Source organism: Streptomyces sp. NPDC044002 (assembly GCF_056434525.1).
In genome coordinates this window covers 54270-70876 of the sequence record NZ_JBWKEZ010000018.1, presented here as the reverse complement: position 1 = coordinate 70876, position 16607 = coordinate 54270, and the positions used below count along the sequence as shown (strand labels likewise).

The following is a 16607-nucleotide window of genomic DNA, read 5'->3' as shown; positions in this document are numbered from 1 at the left end:
CAAAATGGATAATAAGGAGTATTCGGGCGGCCTTAGTGAGCTGCGGGCCGTACGCGACGAACTCAAGCCGCTGGAGCGCGAGCTGGTCCAGCTCCAGGCCAAGGTCGGCAAGCTGCACGACCGCCGGGCCGAGCAGATCCGGAAGCTCGGCGGGTACGCGAAGGCCACCTCGGACCGGATCGCGACAGCCGCCGGCCTCAGCGTGATCGACATCGTGGCCCTGGTGCCCTCTCTGGCCCCTCAGAGCGCCCCTGAGGCGCCTGCGGAGCCTCCCGCGACGGAAACCGTCACGGAAGATCAGTCGACGGCTCAGGCGCCCGCAGAGCCGATCAAGGAAACGTCCCCGGCCCCGGCCCCGGACAGCGGGGCCGCCGATCGGGCGGGTGCCCTTGCGCGGCTGCGCGCGGCGACCGCCGACGGCGCCTTCGACCTGGAGGTGCTCGGCGGGCCCCGGCAGGCCGAGAACACTCCGGCCCCCGCAGCTGCCGGACCCGGGGAGGCCGAACGCGTCCTGCCGTCGATTCCGGCCGGTGCCGAGGGCGATGCCTGGTTCCGCGCCGAGCCCGGCCTGGCGTCGAAGCGGCCGAACTTCAAGCAGGCCACCAGGGGGATGGCGTTCCTCGACACCGCGACCGGAGTCCTGGTGTGGCAGGGCGGCACGACGCGCCTCGACCTCGGCCAGTCCTCCGTGTCCGAGATCCTGACCGCCGTCTACGCGGTGGCCCCGGCCACCATCGAGCGGATCTACATCACCGCGGGCGACCCCTGGCACCAGGGCAGCGAGCGGCACGAGTTCCTCAAGGACGCCGTCGCCGCCTGGCTGAACGCCCCGCTGCCGGAGGGCTGGACGGTGGAGTCCTCACGCGGCAGGGACCGGCAGGCCGGCCACCTGGTCCACCCCCGCAACCCGGTCGGCCGCTGGCAGCGCGGCGACCAGCACACCGAAATCCGCTCGGTGGGCGAGTGGTTCGACCCGGAGGGCTCCGACCCGGCGACGGTGCGCGCCGCGTTCGTCGAGTTGTGGAAGGCGCTGCGGCCGCACTTCGAGGACGTCGTCCTTATGGGCTCGCCGTCGCAGACCGGCCGGGACCTGTGGTCGCGGACCATCCCGACGAAGGCCGGCGCGCGGTGGGCGGACGGATTCCCGGTCATGTCCGAGGAGATCCGCGGGCTGCTCCACGCCACCGCCGGGCAGGGCCGGACCGAGCTGATCGCGCCGCCTCGGGTTCCGGAGCGGGTGCCCGGCTGGTTCGAGGTCGACCGGACCTTCGCGTACGCCAAGCACACCTGGGCGTCCGGTGTCGGCGTTCCGCGCCGGATCACGGCGGCGGCCTTCGCGGCGATGACGGAGAAGGAGCAGAACAGCGCGCTGTTCGCGCCGTCGCACTGGCAGGTGCGGGTGACCATCCCCAAGGGCTGGAACCACGTAGGGCTGCTGCCGGCCCCGGCGCCGGGGGAGCGGTCCTGGCACTACCCGTACGAGGGCGGCCAGACCTTCGTCACCTGGGCGGGCGGTGCCGAGGTCAACCTGGCGCTGCGCAACCCGATCGCGCCGTGGCGGATCGAGATCCTCGACGGGCTGCTGTGGGAGTCCGGGGATCCGCTCAAGGGGTGGAGCACCAAGCTGCGCGAGGCCTGGCAGTCCCTGCGGGCCACCGCCGAACTGCACGGCGACGAGCAGCAGAAGCAGGCCTGCCGACTGGCCTCCCGCGCGGTGCGCAGCATCCTGCTGTACGGCATCGGCACGTTCGCGCAGCGGCCCCGGATCACGACCGGCTCCCTGGAGCTGGGCGTCGGCGGCGAGGTGCCCGATCTGCCGGACGGCGCGCGGCTGACCGGCATCACGGACACCCACGTCACCTGGGAGCGCAACCAGGGCTTCGCCCGGGACCAGTACGCACACCCGGAGTGGGCGGCCGGGGTGTGGTCGGCGGCCCGGGCGGCGCTGCTGTCGGTGAGCACCAGTGCGAAGGACCCGCAGACCGGGAAGCCGGTGAAGGCCGGTGCGCTGCACCTTCCGGCCGGGAGCATTCTGGCCTTCCGGACCGACGCCATCTACACCTCGGCGCCGGTCGACTGGGAGTACGGCGGCGAGCCGGGCGACTACCTGCTCAAGGGGCGTATGCCCTGGGAGCAGACCACCCCGCGCACCGACGAGGAGTTCTACTACCTGCAGGGCCTGGGACGCCAGGCGTACGAATCGGAGGGGCTGTGAGCAGCGCCGACGTGGTCTGGGGCGGGCAGTGGGAGCATCCGGCCTGTGGCGCCTCGGGCGAGGCAGTGTGGGAGGACGAGGGCACCGTCGACTCCGGGCACGACTGCGGCCGTGAGGGCTCGGTCGTGTGGAGCGCGGAGTGGCGCTGTCACGGCTGTGGTGATGAGGGCGACGGCCAGTTCGAGGACGACAGCCCGGTGGACGCCAGCCACGAGTGTGACGACGAGGACGAGGAGGTGGCGGCGTGACACCGCGTAGGAGGAGGCCGGCGGGCGGGCGGGGCGCGCAGCGCAACGAGGCCGCCCGGCTCACCTCGGAGCTGGAGCGGGCGGGGTTCAGCCGGAAGCAGGTCGGCGAGATCCTCGGCCGTAACCCGTCCCTGGTCAGCCAGTTCTTCACCAAGAACAAGGGCGCGTCGATGGTGGAGGCGCTGCGGGCCGTGGTCCAGGAGGTGCAGGCCGGCGGCCCGCGAGACCTCGCGAGCCTGAAGGCCTTGGCCGCCGGGCACGTCCAGCCGCGGCTGAACCGCGAGGGCTACAAGGCCCGCGTACGCGGGAAGGCGCGGGTGCGGGCGGAGCGGATGGTCAAGGACGCGAAGGGCAAGACGGTCATCGGCGCCGACGGGAAGCCGGTCAGGGCCTGGTCCTCGTCCCTGGCCAAGGCGGGCAAGCAGCACATCGCCGCCGGCGCCGGTCGGCTGCGGCCCGTGGTCGACGACGCGGCCGCCAACGGCGGGAAGATCGCCTTCACCGTCCGGGCCCGCAAGGGCGCCTTCAAGCACGACGCCGGCCGCCGGGCCGACTCCCCCGGTGTCCGCCGCGGCGTCGTCCAGCGTCGCGACGGCACCGAGGAGCGGGCCTACGCCGACAACCGCGGCGGCCCGGGCTCGGGCGAGGAGGGCTTCGACGGCGCCGAGTTCAAGGCCCTGGTCGACGCCGCCGGCGGGGACGTCGCGGCCGCCGTGCAGAAGTGGCTCGTCGACAACGACCGGATCGAGGCCGGTACGCCGATCATCGGGCTGGAGATCCGCGCCTGGAAGCCCTAGCTAGGGTGGCCCGCATGGTGAAGTGGCAGGACGGGAACGGGCGGCTGCGCAGCGGGCAGGTCGAGGTCGAGCTGGAGGTGGCCGCCTCCTACCGGGCCCGCACCCGGGGGCTCCTCGGGCGGGACGGGATCAAGGGGGCGCTGCTGCTCACTCCGGCGGGCAGCGTGCACACCTTCCGCATGCGGTTCCCCATCGACGTGGCCTACCTCGACCGCCGGTTCCGCGTCGTCGCGATGACCACCATGGCTCCAAACCGTCTCGGCCTTCCCCGCTTCCGCTCCCACCACGTCCTGGAGGCCGAGGCCGGCGCGATGGCCGGCTGGGGACTGCGCGTCGGGAACGTGGTGGAGCTGTGGCAGGGGCCGCAGCCGGCCGATCCGGACAACTCCTAGTCAGGTGTGAAGACCTTCCGGCCCTGGAGCAGCTGCTCCAGGGCCGGTTTCACCCTCAAGAATGCATTCTCTTGAAATGCATTCTAAGGGAATGCATACTGACTGCGGTGGCGTACTCGTACCGCCGACAGCCCTCGCCAGCGTCACGCCCGCTTCACCCGAAGGAGACCGCAATGCTCCCCTGGTACGTGCTGATCCTGATCGGCGCCGCGCTCGCGCTGGGCGGTCGACGGTACTTCTACGGCACCCTGGCCACCCGGCCGCGCGAGACGTGCTCCTGGTGCCGCATCGCATCCGGGCACGAGGTGGCCGGCCACACCTACGAGACCTGCCACGGCCCGGTCCGCGAGCGCCAGGCCGAGCAACAGAAGGCAGCCGACCGCAAGTTCGCCGCCGACCGCCGCGAGAACATGCGGCAGACCCAGCAGAACGACCTGGACCACCGCCTGGCCCGCCAGCGCGGCAGGATGCGCCTCGTGCAGGTGGGCACGGTGACCACCCGCACCAGCTCCCGCGGCGCCGTGATCGACATCAGCGGGTGGGTCTTCGACGCAGCCACCACCGCCTCGGGCCAGCGCTCGCCGGGCACGCCCACCACCTTCCGCACCGGCGGGGCCCCGGAGAAGGTCCACGGCTGGACCCTCCCGGAGCTGCACGCGATGGCCCACGGAGGCGCCTGCAGCTGCGACGTCGTCCGGCTCTCCCGCAGCTCCCGGACCTGACCTCAACTCCCCCGCGAACCCCGACGAACGGAGCCGACGATGACCGACCTCCCGTCTTCCGCCGACACCACCTACCGCAACGCCCCGAACGTCCAGGAGGAGACCGAAGAACTCCTTCGCCTGCGCCGCGCCGGCCGGATCAGCGACCGCGACTGGCTGCTGCGCCGCGCAGCCCTCACCGACCGGCAGACCCTGGGCGCGGACCCCGCCGACGGCAAGGTGCAGACCTCGGTCCAGGGGACCTTCGCCAAGCTCCTCGCCTTCGACGCCGCGAACCACACGACCGCCGGACCCCTCGCCACCGACCACCCCGCCTGGGAAGCCGACCCCCGCGGCTACGTCCGGCAGGAGTACGCGATCTGGGCCGGGAACGCGCGGCCGTGACCGCCGGAATCGTCCCGACCATCAGGTGCGACTTCACCGGCGAGAGCGACGGCGACGCATGCGATCGGGAGTGGTTCGCTCCGCTCCCGATGCCCCACCACCGGGCACTGCGCGCCTGGCTGCGCGCACGTGGATGGCGCCGGCTGCGCGACGGCCGCGACCTCTGCCCCGACCACGCACACTCCTCCACCCCGACCGCCGCCCGGCCCCACAGCCCCGAGAGCAAGGCGAGCACATGACCCACACCGACACCCACACCCCTCCCCCGCTGCGCCCCCACCAGAGCGAGGCCCTGGCCCGCGCCGTCGAGGAACTCACCCCGCCCTCCCCCGCCGAGCTCCCCGCCGCCGGCCTGCGGACCCAGGTCATCATGGCCACGGGCAGCGGCAAGACCCTCGTCGCCGTCCGCGCCGCCGAACAGATCGGCGGCGCCCGCGTCCTGGTCCTGGTCCCCTCCCTGGACCTCCTGGACCAGACGGCCCGCGCCTGGCGGGACGGCGGCCGCACCGGCATCTTCCTCGGGGTGTCCTCCCTCGACCACGAGACCGGCTTCCCGCACACCACCGACCCGCACACCCTGGTGCGGCTCATCACGACCGCGCACGAGAGCGTCACCGTCTTCGCGACGTACGCCTCCCTCGGCAACGGAATCCTGGAGGCCGCCCACGAAACCGGCCTGGACCCCTGGGGCCTGATCGTCGTGGACGAGGCGCACCGCACCAGCGGCCGGGCCGGCAAGCCCTGGGCCGTCGTCCACGACAACACGCGCATCCCGGCCGCCGCCCGCCTCTACATGACCGCCACCCCCCGCATCTGGACCGCAGGCGACGACGAGGACGGCGAGGAGCTCGTCGCCTCCATGACCGACGACCCCGAAGGCCCGTTCGGCCGCGTCGCCTACCGCCTGCCGCTGGACGCCGCGATCGAGGCCGGAATCGTCGCGCCGTACCAGGTGGTGGTCGTGGACGTGCAGGACCACCAGCTCAACGCTGCGATGCTGGCAGCCGGCCAGGACTCCGAGACCGTCCGCGGCCTGCGCCTCGGCGCCCTCCAGGCGGCGACCCTCAAGGCCGCCGAGGAGGAGGGCCTTCGCAGGGTGCTCTCCTTCCACCAGCGGGTGTCCGAGGCCGAGGCCTTCGCCGTCGGCCTGCCCGACAAGGCCCGCGAGCTCCGCCGCCAGGACGGCGAGCACGAGCCCTCCGAGGACACCGGCGTCTGGGCCCAGTGGCTGCACGGCGAGCACAAGCCGGCCCACCGGCGCAACGTCCTCATCCAGTTCGCGGCCGGCCTGACCGACAGCGGACAGGACGCGTGGCTCTCCCTCATCGCCAGCGTGAAAGTCCTCGGCGAGGGCGTCGACACCCGGGAGTGCGAGGGCGTGATCTTCTGCGACGTCCGCGGCTCGATGCCGGACCTGGTCCAGGCCGTCGGCCGCGCCCTGCGGATGCACCCCGGCCAGGGCAAGATGGCCACCCTCCTCGTGCCGGCCTTCCTCGCCACCGGCGAGACCACGGAGTCGCTGCTCACCTCCCCCGCGTACGCGGGCCTGGCCAAACTCCTCGCCGCACTGCGCGCCCACGACACCCGCATCGAGCAGCTCACCACCCCGGGCAACCTGACCTCCGCACGCACCGACAGCCGCGACCCGGAACCCGCCGACCGTGACGATGCCCCGGACGACGACCAGGCCACGGTGAGCGCCCCGGCCCGCGAGCTCCTGCGGTTCTCGAAGCCGCGCGACGCGCACCAGCTGGCCAGCTTCGTCCAGCTGCGGGTCCTCAACCCCGAGCGAGTGCAGTGGCGCCGCGGCCTCCAGGCCGCCCAGCGCTACCGCGCCGAACACGACGACCTCCGCGTCCCGTACGGCTTCCGGACCCCCGACACCTGGTCCCCCGCCGGCTTCCCGCTCGGCGTCTGGATCGCCGACTGCCGCCGCCACTACAAGGCCGGCAACCTCGACGGCGACCGGATCGTGCAGCTGGAGAAGCTCGGCATCCTCTGGAGCCTCTTCGACGCACGCTTCGACGAGGGCCTGGCCGCGGCCACCGCCTGGGCCGCCCAATCCGGCGTCGGCCTGGCCGCCCCCGTGGACGCAGCCCTCGACGGCTACCCGGTCGGCCGCTGGCTGAAGAACCAGCGCGCGGCCGCCCGCAGGGCGAAGACCCCGCTGTCCCCGGAACGCCGCGCCGCCCTCGCCGAGATCGACCCCGGCTGGTGCCCGGAGTGGAGCATCGACTGGCAGCGGGCCTTCCGTCTCACCCAGCGGCACGTGAACGCCGGCGGTGCGCTCCCGGCCGGTCCCGAACTCCTCATCGAGGACGGCGAGGACCTCGGCCGGTGGGCCGCCGCGCAGCGCCAGGGATTCGGGAAGCTGACGGGGGAGCAGCAGGAGCTGCTCGCCGAGCTCGGCATCACGCCGGCGCCCGCGCCCGCCAAGCGGACCCGGGAGGAGATGTGGGCGCACAACCTGCGGGCTGCTGCGCAGTACCGGGCCCGAGTCGGCAACCTCGACGTACCGCGCAGTCACACCGAACAGGTCGACGGCGAAGAGGTGCGGCTCGGCGCCTGGATCAGCCAGCAGCGCGTCAAGTCCGGGAAACTTTCGGTGCAGCGGGTCGAGGAGCTGTCGGCCCTCGACATGCGCTGGGCGTAGCCGACCACGCCGCAACTCCCCAATTGGGGAGTCCGCCGATCTTGCTTGTGGGCTCCCCAATTGGGGAGCCCACAAGCAAGATCACCTCGCTGGGGGACTCAATCCGGCATATTCGGCAATCAGCGCTGAAAAGCGACGCTCAGAATGGGCCCTAGGGTCGACGAACTCGGCATGCCTGGTATGGATCGACCTTTGATCGCCTGGGAGGCCCGTAGGCGGCCCCTCGTGGCGTTTCCGCCCCTTGGAGGGGCCGTCGATTACGGCAAATGGGTGTCCTGGCGCCGCAGGAGCACCTGCGCGCGGATCTGTCCGGCTGAACCCTTCGCCGTGCTCCTTGTTGGGCAAGCCTCCCCCTGCGTCTCCTCGGGATGAGGGCAAGCCTTTGGGCAAGCCGCGCTGAGGAGGCTGGTCGAAGACTCCCGCCGTCCGGTGGGAGGCGGCCGCTCGCCCGCCGGCGCTCCCGGGGGCCGGGCGCCGTGCCCCGCTCCAGGAAGGCCGGCCATGACCGGACGTCGCTACCCGACGCGCACCGCTGCTCCACGACGACCAGGACGAGGGCGTCGAACCGCGCGCCGAGGGAAGGGAGGCCAGGGCAAGGACGCGGCCGGCCTTCTGGCGGCGGCCGCGCTCGTGTCCGTCTTCGTTCCGCAGGCTCGGCAGTGGCTGGAGCTCCATGGCTTCGGGATCGCCGTGGTCGCCGCCTCGGCCCTCGTTGCCGGGGTGCTGATCCTCCTCCTCGTCAAAGCCGTACGGCGCGGCTTCTCGGCCTGGGCCGGACGGCGCCGTCGGCCGGAAGGCTGGGACATCCGATTCCTGGACGGCCTGCATCACACCGAGTTCGAGGAAGCCGTGCGGGACCTGATGCGCCGCGATGGAGCCCGTGATGCCATCCGCGTGGGTGGCGCCGGCGACAACGGGGCCGACGTCAAGGGCACCGACCCGGCAGGCCGGCGCTGGGTCATTCAGTGCAAGCACCGCCGCGATGGCGCAGCAGGGGCCGCAGTCGGCACGCCGGACCTCCATGTCCTCAACGGAACCGGCCGCCCTGTCCACGGGGGTGATGTCGTCGTCCTCGTCACCAACGGCCGGATCACCGCGCCTGCGGTCAAGTTCGCCCAGAGCCAGCGGCTGCACCTGGTGGACCGCGGTCTCCTGAACGAATGGGCTGCCGGCTCAGCACCTCTGTGGGAACTGCTCCCACACCTGCCAGCTCCGCGACGCCGCATGTGATCGCAGGCCAGACGCGAAGGGGCTCCCCAATTGGGGAGCCCCTTCGCGTCTGGCCCTGGCCGAAGCGGTTCGGCCCTGCTGGCTACTGCGGCGGAGAGCCGAGTGCGCGGCCTACGGCCTCGCCGTTGGCACGGATCTTGGTGAGCAGCGAATCGGTCAGCTCCGGGAACTTGCCGGTCGCCCGCCGTACTGCCGGAGCGCTGACCGTTCGGGCCGCCTTCTCCAGAAGGTTGGCCACGGAGACCAGCTTCATGATGTCCGCGTCCTCCATCGGGTTGGGCGCGACCTCTGGCTGCGGAGCGGGCTCCGCGGGGGCCGAGGTCTCACCGGAGCCTGCGGGGGAGCCCGCAGGGGAAACCGCGGGGGAGGCCACCGGAACAGCAACACCTGCGCCCTCTTCCTGTCCAGCCTCCGCGGGGGCTGCCGTCGGCGCGGCGCCTCCAAGGCCGGCCTGAGGCGCGGGCGCGGGAGACAAGGCCTCGGGGCTCGTCCTCTGTTCCGGCGCGGTCAGGATCGCGGTGACCATGGACATGATCTCGCTTATGGACGAGGTGTTGAGCGGCGGCAGCTGCTCGACGACGCCCGCCAGTACCGCTGCCGTCACGCGCTTCACGTTCCGGGCGACGCTGTCGTAGACGACGACGGCCTTCTGGTCGCCGGACTCCTTCGCGATGCCGGTCAGCTCCCGCACCTGGGACTCGCGGGGCTTGTACCCGAGCTTCGCCAGGGACTCGCCGATGCGCCATGCCTCGGTGAGCCGGTGCATCTGGGACTCGGAGACCTCCCAGTTCTCCCAGACGAACTCGGCGAAGTTCGGGTGCTCCTGGCGCTGCAGGTTGCCCGACTTCATCGTCTCCAGCGACTTCCCCGCGATCCAGAACGCGTTGTGGAGGTTGTTCATGCCTGCCTTGCAGGCCTCCAGGTCCGCCTGCTCCTGCGGAGACAGCGCACCCTGCCCGGCTGCCGCGTACGGGGCCGGGATGGTGTCGAGCGTCGTGCCGGGAAGCGGCTTCACGACGACCTGGACGTCCTCTATCGCCAGGCCGACACCGGTCCCCATGAGGCCCTTGCCGATGGGCGAGTGGGTGGGCTCGTCGTCGAAGAGTCCGCCGGTCATCCTGATGCCTTCCTGCTGTAGTCGAAGATTTCCGTGGTCAGGGCCTGCATGTCCGCGGTCAGTCCGACGATGGCGTCCGGCACCACGTCGGCGACCGTCGCGCGGCCGGCTGCGACGTCGTAGCTCTTGGCGCTCGTCGGGAGCAGCTCGGCGTACTCGGAGAACAGCAGGCCCTTCTTACGGGCGTTGCGCGCGGGCTTCTCCCGGTATCCGACGACGGTGGACAGGATCGGCGTTCCCTCGCCGAGCGTCTCCCGGATGTCGCCCTTGACCTCTTCGTGGAGTTGCGTGGCACTGGGGTTGGAGGCGTAGAGGAAGGCGCCGGCCACGGTGAGCCAGGGGTTGAGCTGGCGGCGCACGCTCTTGAAGTTCTTGGCGATGCGCTTCATGCCGTTGATGGACGAGTCGTCGGAGCGCGTCGGGACGAACAGGTGCCGGCCCGATGCCAGGGCGAGCTGCTCCAGCGAGTCGTTCTCCGGCGCGGAGTCGAAGATGATGCGGTCGTAGAAGGGCGCGATCGGCTGGATCGCGCGAGCCAGGGAGAGAACGACGCCTACGCCCTCGGGCCCCATGAGCCGCGCCATCAGCAGCGGGATGAGTTCGCCGACGGCTTCGCCGCCGGGGACGACGTCCAGGTTGGGGCGGACGTCCTGGACCGGTCGGAGAGGGGAGCGTTCGTGGATCGCCCGGTACAGGCCCATGCCGTCCAAGACGCTCGGGCCGTCAGGCTGCCGACCGCGCTTGTGCTTCTTCACTCCGAGGTCGTCGTCGTCTTGACTCGTGACGCAGACGAGGAGTGTCCGCTCGCCCTGCGCCGCGGCGTGCGCAGCGAGGTGCGAGGCGACGGTGCTCTTACCGACGCCGCCTTTGCCCGTCCCGATGACCTCCGAGTTCCGGGGAGGTTCGACGAGGTCCACATCGTCATTGAGCATCTGGCGCGCCCTCCTGTGCCTACGGGGACCGCGTCCCGGGGCGGCGCGGCAGCACGCATCCTGACACATGGGGTGGGTGCTGACCCGCTGTTGCCGGGGGAGCTCCCCAATTGGGGAGTCCACGCCGTTGACCGCTGACGTCAACGTCGCAGGGGAGGACACCCGTTGATCATCAGCCAGGCTCGGCGGCCCCTCTGGTGATCTCCGCCACACCGAGCGTGTCGGGCAGTGTGGGGCCATCCGCCTCGCGCCGGGGTCACGCCGTTCCCCTCCGTCCGGCCAGTCGGGTCCCCGCCCGCGCCCTCGGGGCCACCACCACCTCCCCCTGCGGACCGATGGTGATCACTTTTCGCAGACGATCTCGCTGGTCTGGCGCCGGAACCGGGCCAACCGTCGGCGCCCCGTGAGAGTGTGAATGCTGCTCAGGGGATGAAGTACTGATGTGGGAGGGGCGGCACCAGTGACCGCGGGGAAGACGGCAAAGCCGATGGAACTGACCAGGACGCACCGCATCCTGATCGCGGTCGTCGTGGCCGGCGCCGTCCTCATCGCGGGCATCGGCTTCGCCGGCTCGTACGCCGCCGTGCGCGAGCTCGCCCTGAAGAAGGGCTTCGGCGACTTCTCCCTGGTGTTCCCCATCGGCATCGACGCCGGCATCTGCGTCCTCCTGGCGCTCGACCTCCTGCTGACCTGGATCCGCATCCCCTTCCCCCTCCTGCGCCAGACCGCGTGGCTGCTCACCGCCGCGACGATCGCGTTCAACGGCGCGGCCGCCTGGCCCGACCCGCTCGGGGTCGGCATGCACGCCGTCATCCCCGTGCTGTTCGTCGTCACGGTGGAGGCGGCCCGCCACGCGGTCGGCCGGATCGCGGACATCACCGCCGACCGGCACATGGAGGGCGTCCGCATCACCCGGTGGCTGCTGTCGCCGGTGCCCACGTTCAAGCTGTGGCGCCGAATGAAGCTGTGGGAGCTGCGTTCGTACGAGCAGGCGGTCGGCATGGAGCAGGACCGGCTGATCTACCAGGCGCGGCTCCAGGCCCGCTACGGGCGGGCCTGGCGGCGCAAGGCCCCGGTGGAGGCGCTGATGCCGCTGCGGCTGGCCCGCATCGGTGTCCCGCTCGCCCAGACTGCTTCCGCCGGCCTGACCGCAGCCGGCCTGAGCCCGGTCCTGCTCTCGCGCCCCGAGCCCGAGCCTGAACTCGCGCCGGCGGCGGAGCAGGAGCTGACGGCAGCGGCAGGTGTGCCCGAGCTGCCTCCGGCCGACCAGCCGCCCTTCGAGGAGGTCCTCGTCCCGGAAGCGGAATCTCCGACCCGCGCCGCAGACCCGGTTCCCGAAGCCTGGGATGAAGTCCCCGAACCTGCCCTCGTCGACCTGCCGAAGGCCGGGCGGGAGTTCATCGGGCAGTACGGCGTGGTCCCGTCCGCGGAGCAGTTCGCGGCGTTCCTCGCGCGGGACTACGGCCTGACCGACCAGGACACCGGCGGCCTTCTGCCCGATGCCCTGCTGGAGCCGGTGCTCGCTGAGCTCCAGGCGGCAGATGCCGAGGCGGCCGTACTCCCGGCTCCCGCTCCGGTGGCCCCGGAGCCGGTGACCGAGGCGCCGGCGGCTGCGGCTCCGGCGTACGAGGAGCAGCCCGGTGCGGGGGAGCCGCACCCCTTCTTCGGGGAGCCGAGCAGTGTCCAGGGCGGCCTGTCGCAGCCGTCGGCCGAGCCGGTGCAGCTGCCCGTCGGAGCGGTCCCCGCGCCGACTGCGTCGGTGACCGACGCGGGCCCGGCCGTACCCGCGGGCCGTTCCTTCGAGCAGCCCGTCCTCTCGGCGCCGGCCGAGGCGGAGGGCCGGGACTGGGTGGCCGAGGTGGCCGCGTCGGGTGAGGCGACCGCCCGGGTGCCGCGCCAGCAGGACGATGAGGTGCCGTCCGAGGCGGACCCGATCCAGCGCGAAGTCGAGCTCGTGGCCTCCTGGCTGGTGGAGGCTGAGGAGGCCGGGAAGAAGCTGTCGGGGGCTGAGGTTGCCCGGCGACTGGAGGTCTCGCCGAAGACGGGCCAGCGCCGCGTGCTCGAAGCGAAGGAGCACCTGGAGGAGCAGCGCCGGCAGCAGGGCCGGGCGCACCTCCGCTCCGTCGGCAGCAGCTGACCGATTCCGCTTCGGGCCCGGTGACCGGTCACCGGCCCCGCTCCCGGCCACCCCGCGCAGCCGTCCCCGCCGTGACCGATCCGGTGCGTGACCGATCGCCCGGCTGGTGCCGTGACCGATGGACGAACCCGCCCACGACCGGGCCTGTGACCGATGACCGGGCCCGCCCGTGACCGATTCCGGGCCCGGTGACCGGTGACCGATCGAGGCCCCATCGGTCACCGGTCATGACCGATCCGCGGCCATCGGTCACCCCTCCGCAGCTCCCTCCCACCCGTCCCCTGGGCAAGCCTTCACCCGGGAATCGCGAGGCTTGCCCACCCCCCAGGCAGGCTTGCCCACAGTTGCATGGACCGGTCACGAGGAGGCTTGCCCAACCCCCCACCAGGCTTGCCCAATCGGTCACGGGAGGCTTGCCCAGCTAGAGGGCAAGCCTCCCATCTGCGCTTTTAGGGCTGCGGGCAAGCCTTCGGGCAAGCCGGTCTGAGGAGTGTGTACGGCACGAGATCCGAAAGGAGACGTGCCGTGCACGACGCTTCGCACCCCGCCGCCGGCGGCGGGTACTTCGACCGGCTGGACGCCGACTGGGCCGCGCTGTGCGCGGACCCGGCCCTGCGCCAGGCGGTGACCGACTGGGTGACCGATGGCCGGCTGACCGACGAGCTCGCGGCCGTGACCGATTCCTGGGCCGGCGCCTGGACGCCCGAGCAGCTCCTCGCCGCGCTCCGCCCGGCGGCGGACGGCGTGACCGATTCGCTGACCGATGCCGTCCTGCGCGCCCTCCTGGAGCGCGCCGCCGGCCGTGACCGATCGGCCGTCCTCGCCGGCCGCGTCGTCGTCCAGGCGATGCTCCCCGCCGTCTTCCGCATCACCCGCGGACAGGTCCGGATGACCGGTGGCCGCACCCGTGACGCCGTCGGTCACGTGACCGTGACCGCCCTCTACGAAGTCGCCCGCGCCGGCCGCATCCACCTCCGCCCCGGCCGGCCGGCCGCCAACCTCACCCTCGACACCTTGCGCCGGGTCCTGGCCGAGCTCGCCGCCGATCAGGAGCCGGCGGGGGAGGACCTGGGGCCGGCGGAGCAGATCGCCGACCGGGCTCCGGGACCGTACGAGATCGCCCGCGCCCGCAGCGTCCGCGCGGCCGCCGCCGAAGCCGGCCTCCACGCGGGCCCGGCCGACGACGCCGCGAGCGCCCCGGCCCGGCTGGAGCTCCTGGAGCTCCTCCTGGACGCGGTGGCCGACGGCTCCCTGTCGACCGCGGACGCGCAGGCGCTCGCCTGGCACCACATCAGCGGCGGCATCCCGGACGCCGAGGCCGCCGCCCGCGCCGGGACCACGGCCGGCGCATGGCAGCGCCGGCGCTCGCGGGCCCTGGCCCGCCTCACAGCATCCCTCCAGCCCGAGGCCGCGGCATGACCCGGACCACCGCCCCGGCCACCGTCCGCTCCCCCCTTTGGAGATGCGTCTTGACCACATCCGCCGCCGCGACGCCGTTGGACGCGGACGAGGAGCGCGTCACCCGCGCCCAGCGTCTGCTCATCCACCTCGGCGCCGCGCTCGTCGCCCGCCCCTTCGACACCGGCACCCACGAGCAGCTGCGTGCCTTCCTGGACGAGGACGCCGAACGGGTCCTCGCCTCGCTCGCCGCGCTGAGCCGTCGGCCCGAAGCGGAACTCCGCCGGCGGATCGCGGAGCTGGCCGGCCACACCCTGCGCTCGGCCGGAGGCACGGCATGAGCCCCGTTCTCACCGGCCGCCGGAAGCCGGCCGCACCGGCCGACTCGCAGCTGCCGGCTGTCCAGGAGACCGAGACCGAGCCGGACGTCGGCTGGGTCGCCGGCTGGTCGACCGGAGCTCAGGCCAACTCGGCTGCCCTGATGCGCTGGCTCGTTTGGGGCCTGATCGCGCTCGGCCCGCTCCTGGGCGCGCTCGCCTACCTCTCGGTCCCCGCGACGTCCGCGGCCCCGGCGCCGAAGACGGCGCCGTCGGCACCGGCCGCGAGCGGCGGGCAGGGCGCATCCGGGTTCGCGACCCTGTTCGTCGCCGCCTACCTGTCCGCCGGGCGCGGCGACGAGCCCAAGCTCGCCGCCTACTACCCGCCGGCCGCCAGCATGCAGCTCGACGGCGTCTCCGGCCAGCACCACGGCGAGCAGCTGACCGTAGTCAGGCTCCGCCAGAGCGACACGTCGGTCTGGTCGGTCACGGTCGCGGCCCGCGTCACCGGCGCACAGCCGACGGCCACCCCGTCCACGCAGCCGGACGCCTCACCGAGCCCGGCCGCCGCGGCCGATGCGGTGCGCTACTTCCAGGTGCCCGTGGCCACCGCGCCCGGCGCCGGGGGAGCGACCGCGTACGCCGCGCTCGCGCTGCCGGCCGAAGTGGCCGCCCCCGAGCGGGCCAAGACCCCGGAGCTGGTCTACGGCGCGATGCGCCCGGCCCTGCCCACCGACCCGCGTACCCAGGCCGTCACGTCCTTCCTGTCCGCCTACCTCACCAAGGGCGGCGCCGAGCTCGACCGCTACCTCGCCCCCGGCACCCGCCTGACCGCACCGTCCCCGGCCCCCTACTCGGGCGTCGCCGTCGACCAGCTCGCGGTCGAGGGCGAGACCGGCGGCGAACCGGTCGTCGCCGTCCCCACCGACGGCACCACCCTGCGGCTGCTCGTCACCCTCCGGGCGACCAGCCAGGACGGGATGCGGCTCCCGCTCACCTACGCCCTCACCCTCAAGGCCCGCGCTGGCCGCTGGGAGATCGCCAGCCTCGACGGCGCCCCGGCCCTGGCCACCCCGACTCCGGCCCCGGCCGCCTCCGGCGCCCCCGGTCCGGTCCCCACCCCCACCCCATAGAAGAAGGAGCATCGTCATGCACGACACCGTCACGCTGGCCGCGGGCTGGATCCAGACCGGCACCGGCATCGGCAACTCCATCAAGACCCTGATCTTCGACGTCGCCATCCCCGCGCTCTGCGGGATCTTCGTCGTGGTCGTCGGCTGGAAGACGAAGGCGCCCGGCCCGACGATCATGGCTGTCATCTTCGCGGCGATCGTCTGGGGCCTGTCCGCGAACATGGGCGCCCTCAAGAACAAGACGACCGAGGACATCGTCCAGTACCAGTCCGGCCCGAACGCCGCCCGGAGTGACCAGTGACCGAGGCCTCCGCCACGGGTGGCGGGGAGCTGGACTTCGAGCTCATCGGCCGCTGCTACACCAAGGCCCGGCGCGCACCGCTGGTCCACGGGGTGATCCGCGACGTCAACGGCGGCCGGGGGATCCGGCTGCCCGGCGGCCCGTACACGATGACCCAGCTCGCCGGGATCGTCGCGACCGTGGCAGCCCTGATCCTGACCCGCCCCGTCTGGGGCGGCCACGGGTGGCTCGACGTCGCCGTCCTCCTGGTCCTGCCCACGGTGGTGGCGTTCGTGCTGCGCCACCTCCACATCGACGGCCGCAACCCGGCGGCCGCCCTGCTGAGCATCGCCCTGATGCTGGCCGCGCCCCGGCGCGGCCAGCTCCGCGGCCGCACCTACCGGCCAGCCCGGCCCACCCGCGGCGATACCCGCATCCACCTCCCCGCGGACGAACCGCCCGCCGGCGCCCCGCAGGGCGATGGGGCCCCCGCACCCCAGCCACGCCCCACACCGGCCCGGGCCCGGCCGACGGCACCCGCCGCCGAGCCACCAACCCCGGCTGCGCCCGCCGCGTCCGCCGCGCCTGTGGCCTCGGGGGTGCAGGCCCTTCTCGCCCGCCGGGCCCCCACGAACCGCACCTGATTGGAGAA

Annotated in this window: 17 protein-coding genes; 15 read left to right on the top strand and 2 right to left on the bottom strand. The window is 72.9% G+C overall.

Going from position 1 to position 16607, the window contains the following annotated elements:
- The first annotated feature begins 4 nt into the window (after positions 1 to 4).
- The 9 genes from AC07A6_RS16260 to AC07A6_RS16220 all read left to right on the top strand — a co-directional run bounded on the left by AC07A6_RS16260 (position 5) and on the right by AC07A6_RS16220 (position 8641).
- Positions 5 to 2215 (top strand): Mucin-19, encoded by a 2211-nt coding sequence (locus AC07A6_RS16260; protein ID WP_478777518.1) that lies wholly within the window; start codon positions 5 to 7, stop codon positions 2213 to 2215.
- A complete protein-coding gene (locus AC07A6_RS16255; protein ID WP_478777517.1) occupies positions 2212 to 2463 on the top strand; it encodes a hypothetical protein in 252 nt (83 codons plus the stop codon). The genes AC07A6_RS16260 and AC07A6_RS16255 overlap by 4 nt, the downstream gene beginning before the upstream one ends.
- Positions 2460 to 3260: a hypothetical protein gene (locus tag AC07A6_RS16250; protein WP_478777516.1), complete on the top strand. Its 801-nt coding sequence runs from the start codon at positions 2460 to 2462 to the stop codon at positions 3258 to 3260. Before AC07A6_RS16255 ends, AC07A6_RS16250 begins: the two co-directional genes overlap by 4 nt.
- A 14-nt stretch (positions 3261 to 3274) precedes the next feature.
- Complete coding sequence (locus AC07A6_RS16245; protein ID WP_478777515.1) at positions 3275 to 3652, top strand: DUF192 domain-containing protein; 378 nt, start codon at positions 3275 to 3277, stop codon at positions 3650 to 3652.
- A gap of 173 nt (positions 3653 to 3825) precedes the next feature.
- Positions 3826 to 4374, top strand: a complete 549-nt coding sequence (locus AC07A6_RS16240) for a hypothetical protein (protein WP_478777514.1) — start codon at positions 3826 to 3828, stop codon at positions 4372 to 4374.
- Positions 4375 to 4413: 39 nt separating this feature from the next.
- Entirely contained in the window at positions 4414 to 4758 is a 345-nt protein-coding gene (locus AC07A6_RS16235) for a hypothetical protein (RefSeq protein ID WP_478777513.1), read from the top strand.
- Positions 4755 to 4997, top strand: a complete 243-nt coding sequence (locus tag AC07A6_RS16230; protein ID WP_478777512.1) for a hypothetical protein — start codon at positions 4755 to 4757, stop codon at positions 4995 to 4997. The genes AC07A6_RS16235 and AC07A6_RS16230 overlap by 4 nt, the downstream gene beginning before the upstream one ends.
- Positions 4994 to 7411 carry a helicase associated domain-containing protein gene (locus AC07A6_RS16225; protein WP_478777511.1) on the top strand — a complete coding sequence of 806 codons (2418 nt, stop codon included), beginning with the start codon at positions 4994 to 4996 and terminating at the stop codon, positions 7409 to 7411. Before AC07A6_RS16230 ends, AC07A6_RS16225 begins: the two co-directional genes overlap by 4 nt.
- Before the next feature lie 501 nt (positions 7412 to 7912).
- The gene (locus tag AC07A6_RS16220) at positions 7913 to 8641 is read left to right on the top strand and encodes a restriction endonuclease (RefSeq protein ID WP_478777510.1); all 729 of its coding nucleotides are present in this window, start codon (positions 7913 to 7915) and stop codon (positions 8639 to 8641) included.
- Between the two features lie 82 nt (positions 8642 to 8723).
- On the opposite strand, the gene AC07A6_RS16215 is transcribed toward AC07A6_RS16220, so the two are convergent.
- Both AC07A6_RS16215 and AC07A6_RS16210 read right to left on the bottom strand, forming a co-directional pair.
- A complete protein-coding gene (locus AC07A6_RS16215; protein ID WP_478777509.1) occupies positions 8724 to 9758 on the bottom strand; it encodes a hypothetical protein in 1035 nt (344 codons plus the stop codon).
- Positions 9755 to 10690, bottom strand: a complete 936-nt coding sequence (locus AC07A6_RS16210; protein ID WP_478777508.1) for a ParA family protein — start codon at positions 10688 to 10690, stop codon at positions 9755 to 9757. The genes AC07A6_RS16215 and AC07A6_RS16210 overlap by 4 nt, the downstream gene beginning before the upstream one ends.
- A gap of 487 nt (positions 10691 to 11177) precedes the next feature.
- On the opposite strand from AC07A6_RS16210, the gene AC07A6_RS16205 reads away from it, so the two are divergent.
- The 6 genes from AC07A6_RS16205 (at position 11178) to AC07A6_RS16180 (ending at position 16599) form a co-directional block, all read left to right on the top strand.
- Positions 11178 to 12827: a DUF2637 domain-containing protein gene (locus tag AC07A6_RS16205; protein ID WP_478777507.1), complete on the top strand. Its 1650-nt coding sequence runs from the start codon at positions 11178 to 11180 to the stop codon at positions 12825 to 12827.
- Between the two features lie 525 nt (positions 12828 to 13352).
- Positions 13353 to 14246: a hypothetical protein gene (locus tag AC07A6_RS16200; protein WP_478777506.1), complete on the top strand. Its 894-nt coding sequence runs from the start codon at positions 13353 to 13355 to the stop codon at positions 14244 to 14246.
- 50 nt (positions 14247 to 14296) lie between these two features.
- Positions 14297 to 14566 carry a hypothetical protein gene (locus AC07A6_RS16195; RefSeq protein WP_478777505.1) on the top strand — a complete coding sequence of 90 codons (270 nt, stop codon included), beginning with the start codon at positions 14297 to 14299 and terminating at the stop codon, positions 14564 to 14566.
- Positions 14563 to 15675, top strand: a complete 1113-nt coding sequence (locus AC07A6_RS16190) for a conjugal transfer protein (RefSeq protein WP_478777504.1) — start codon at positions 14563 to 14565, stop codon at positions 15673 to 15675. Before AC07A6_RS16195 ends, AC07A6_RS16190 begins: the two co-directional genes overlap by 4 nt.
- Positions 15676 to 15691: 16 nt before the next feature.
- The gene (locus tag AC07A6_RS16185) at positions 15692 to 15976 is read left to right on the top strand and encodes a hypothetical protein (protein WP_478777503.1); all 285 of its coding nucleotides are present in this window, start codon (positions 15692 to 15694) and stop codon (positions 15974 to 15976) included.
- Positions 15973 to 16599, top strand: a complete 627-nt coding sequence (locus AC07A6_RS16180) for a hypothetical protein (RefSeq protein ID WP_478777502.1) — start codon at positions 15973 to 15975, stop codon at positions 16597 to 16599. Before AC07A6_RS16185 ends, AC07A6_RS16180 begins: the two co-directional genes overlap by 4 nt.
- Positions 16600 to 16607: the final 8 nt, after the last annotated feature.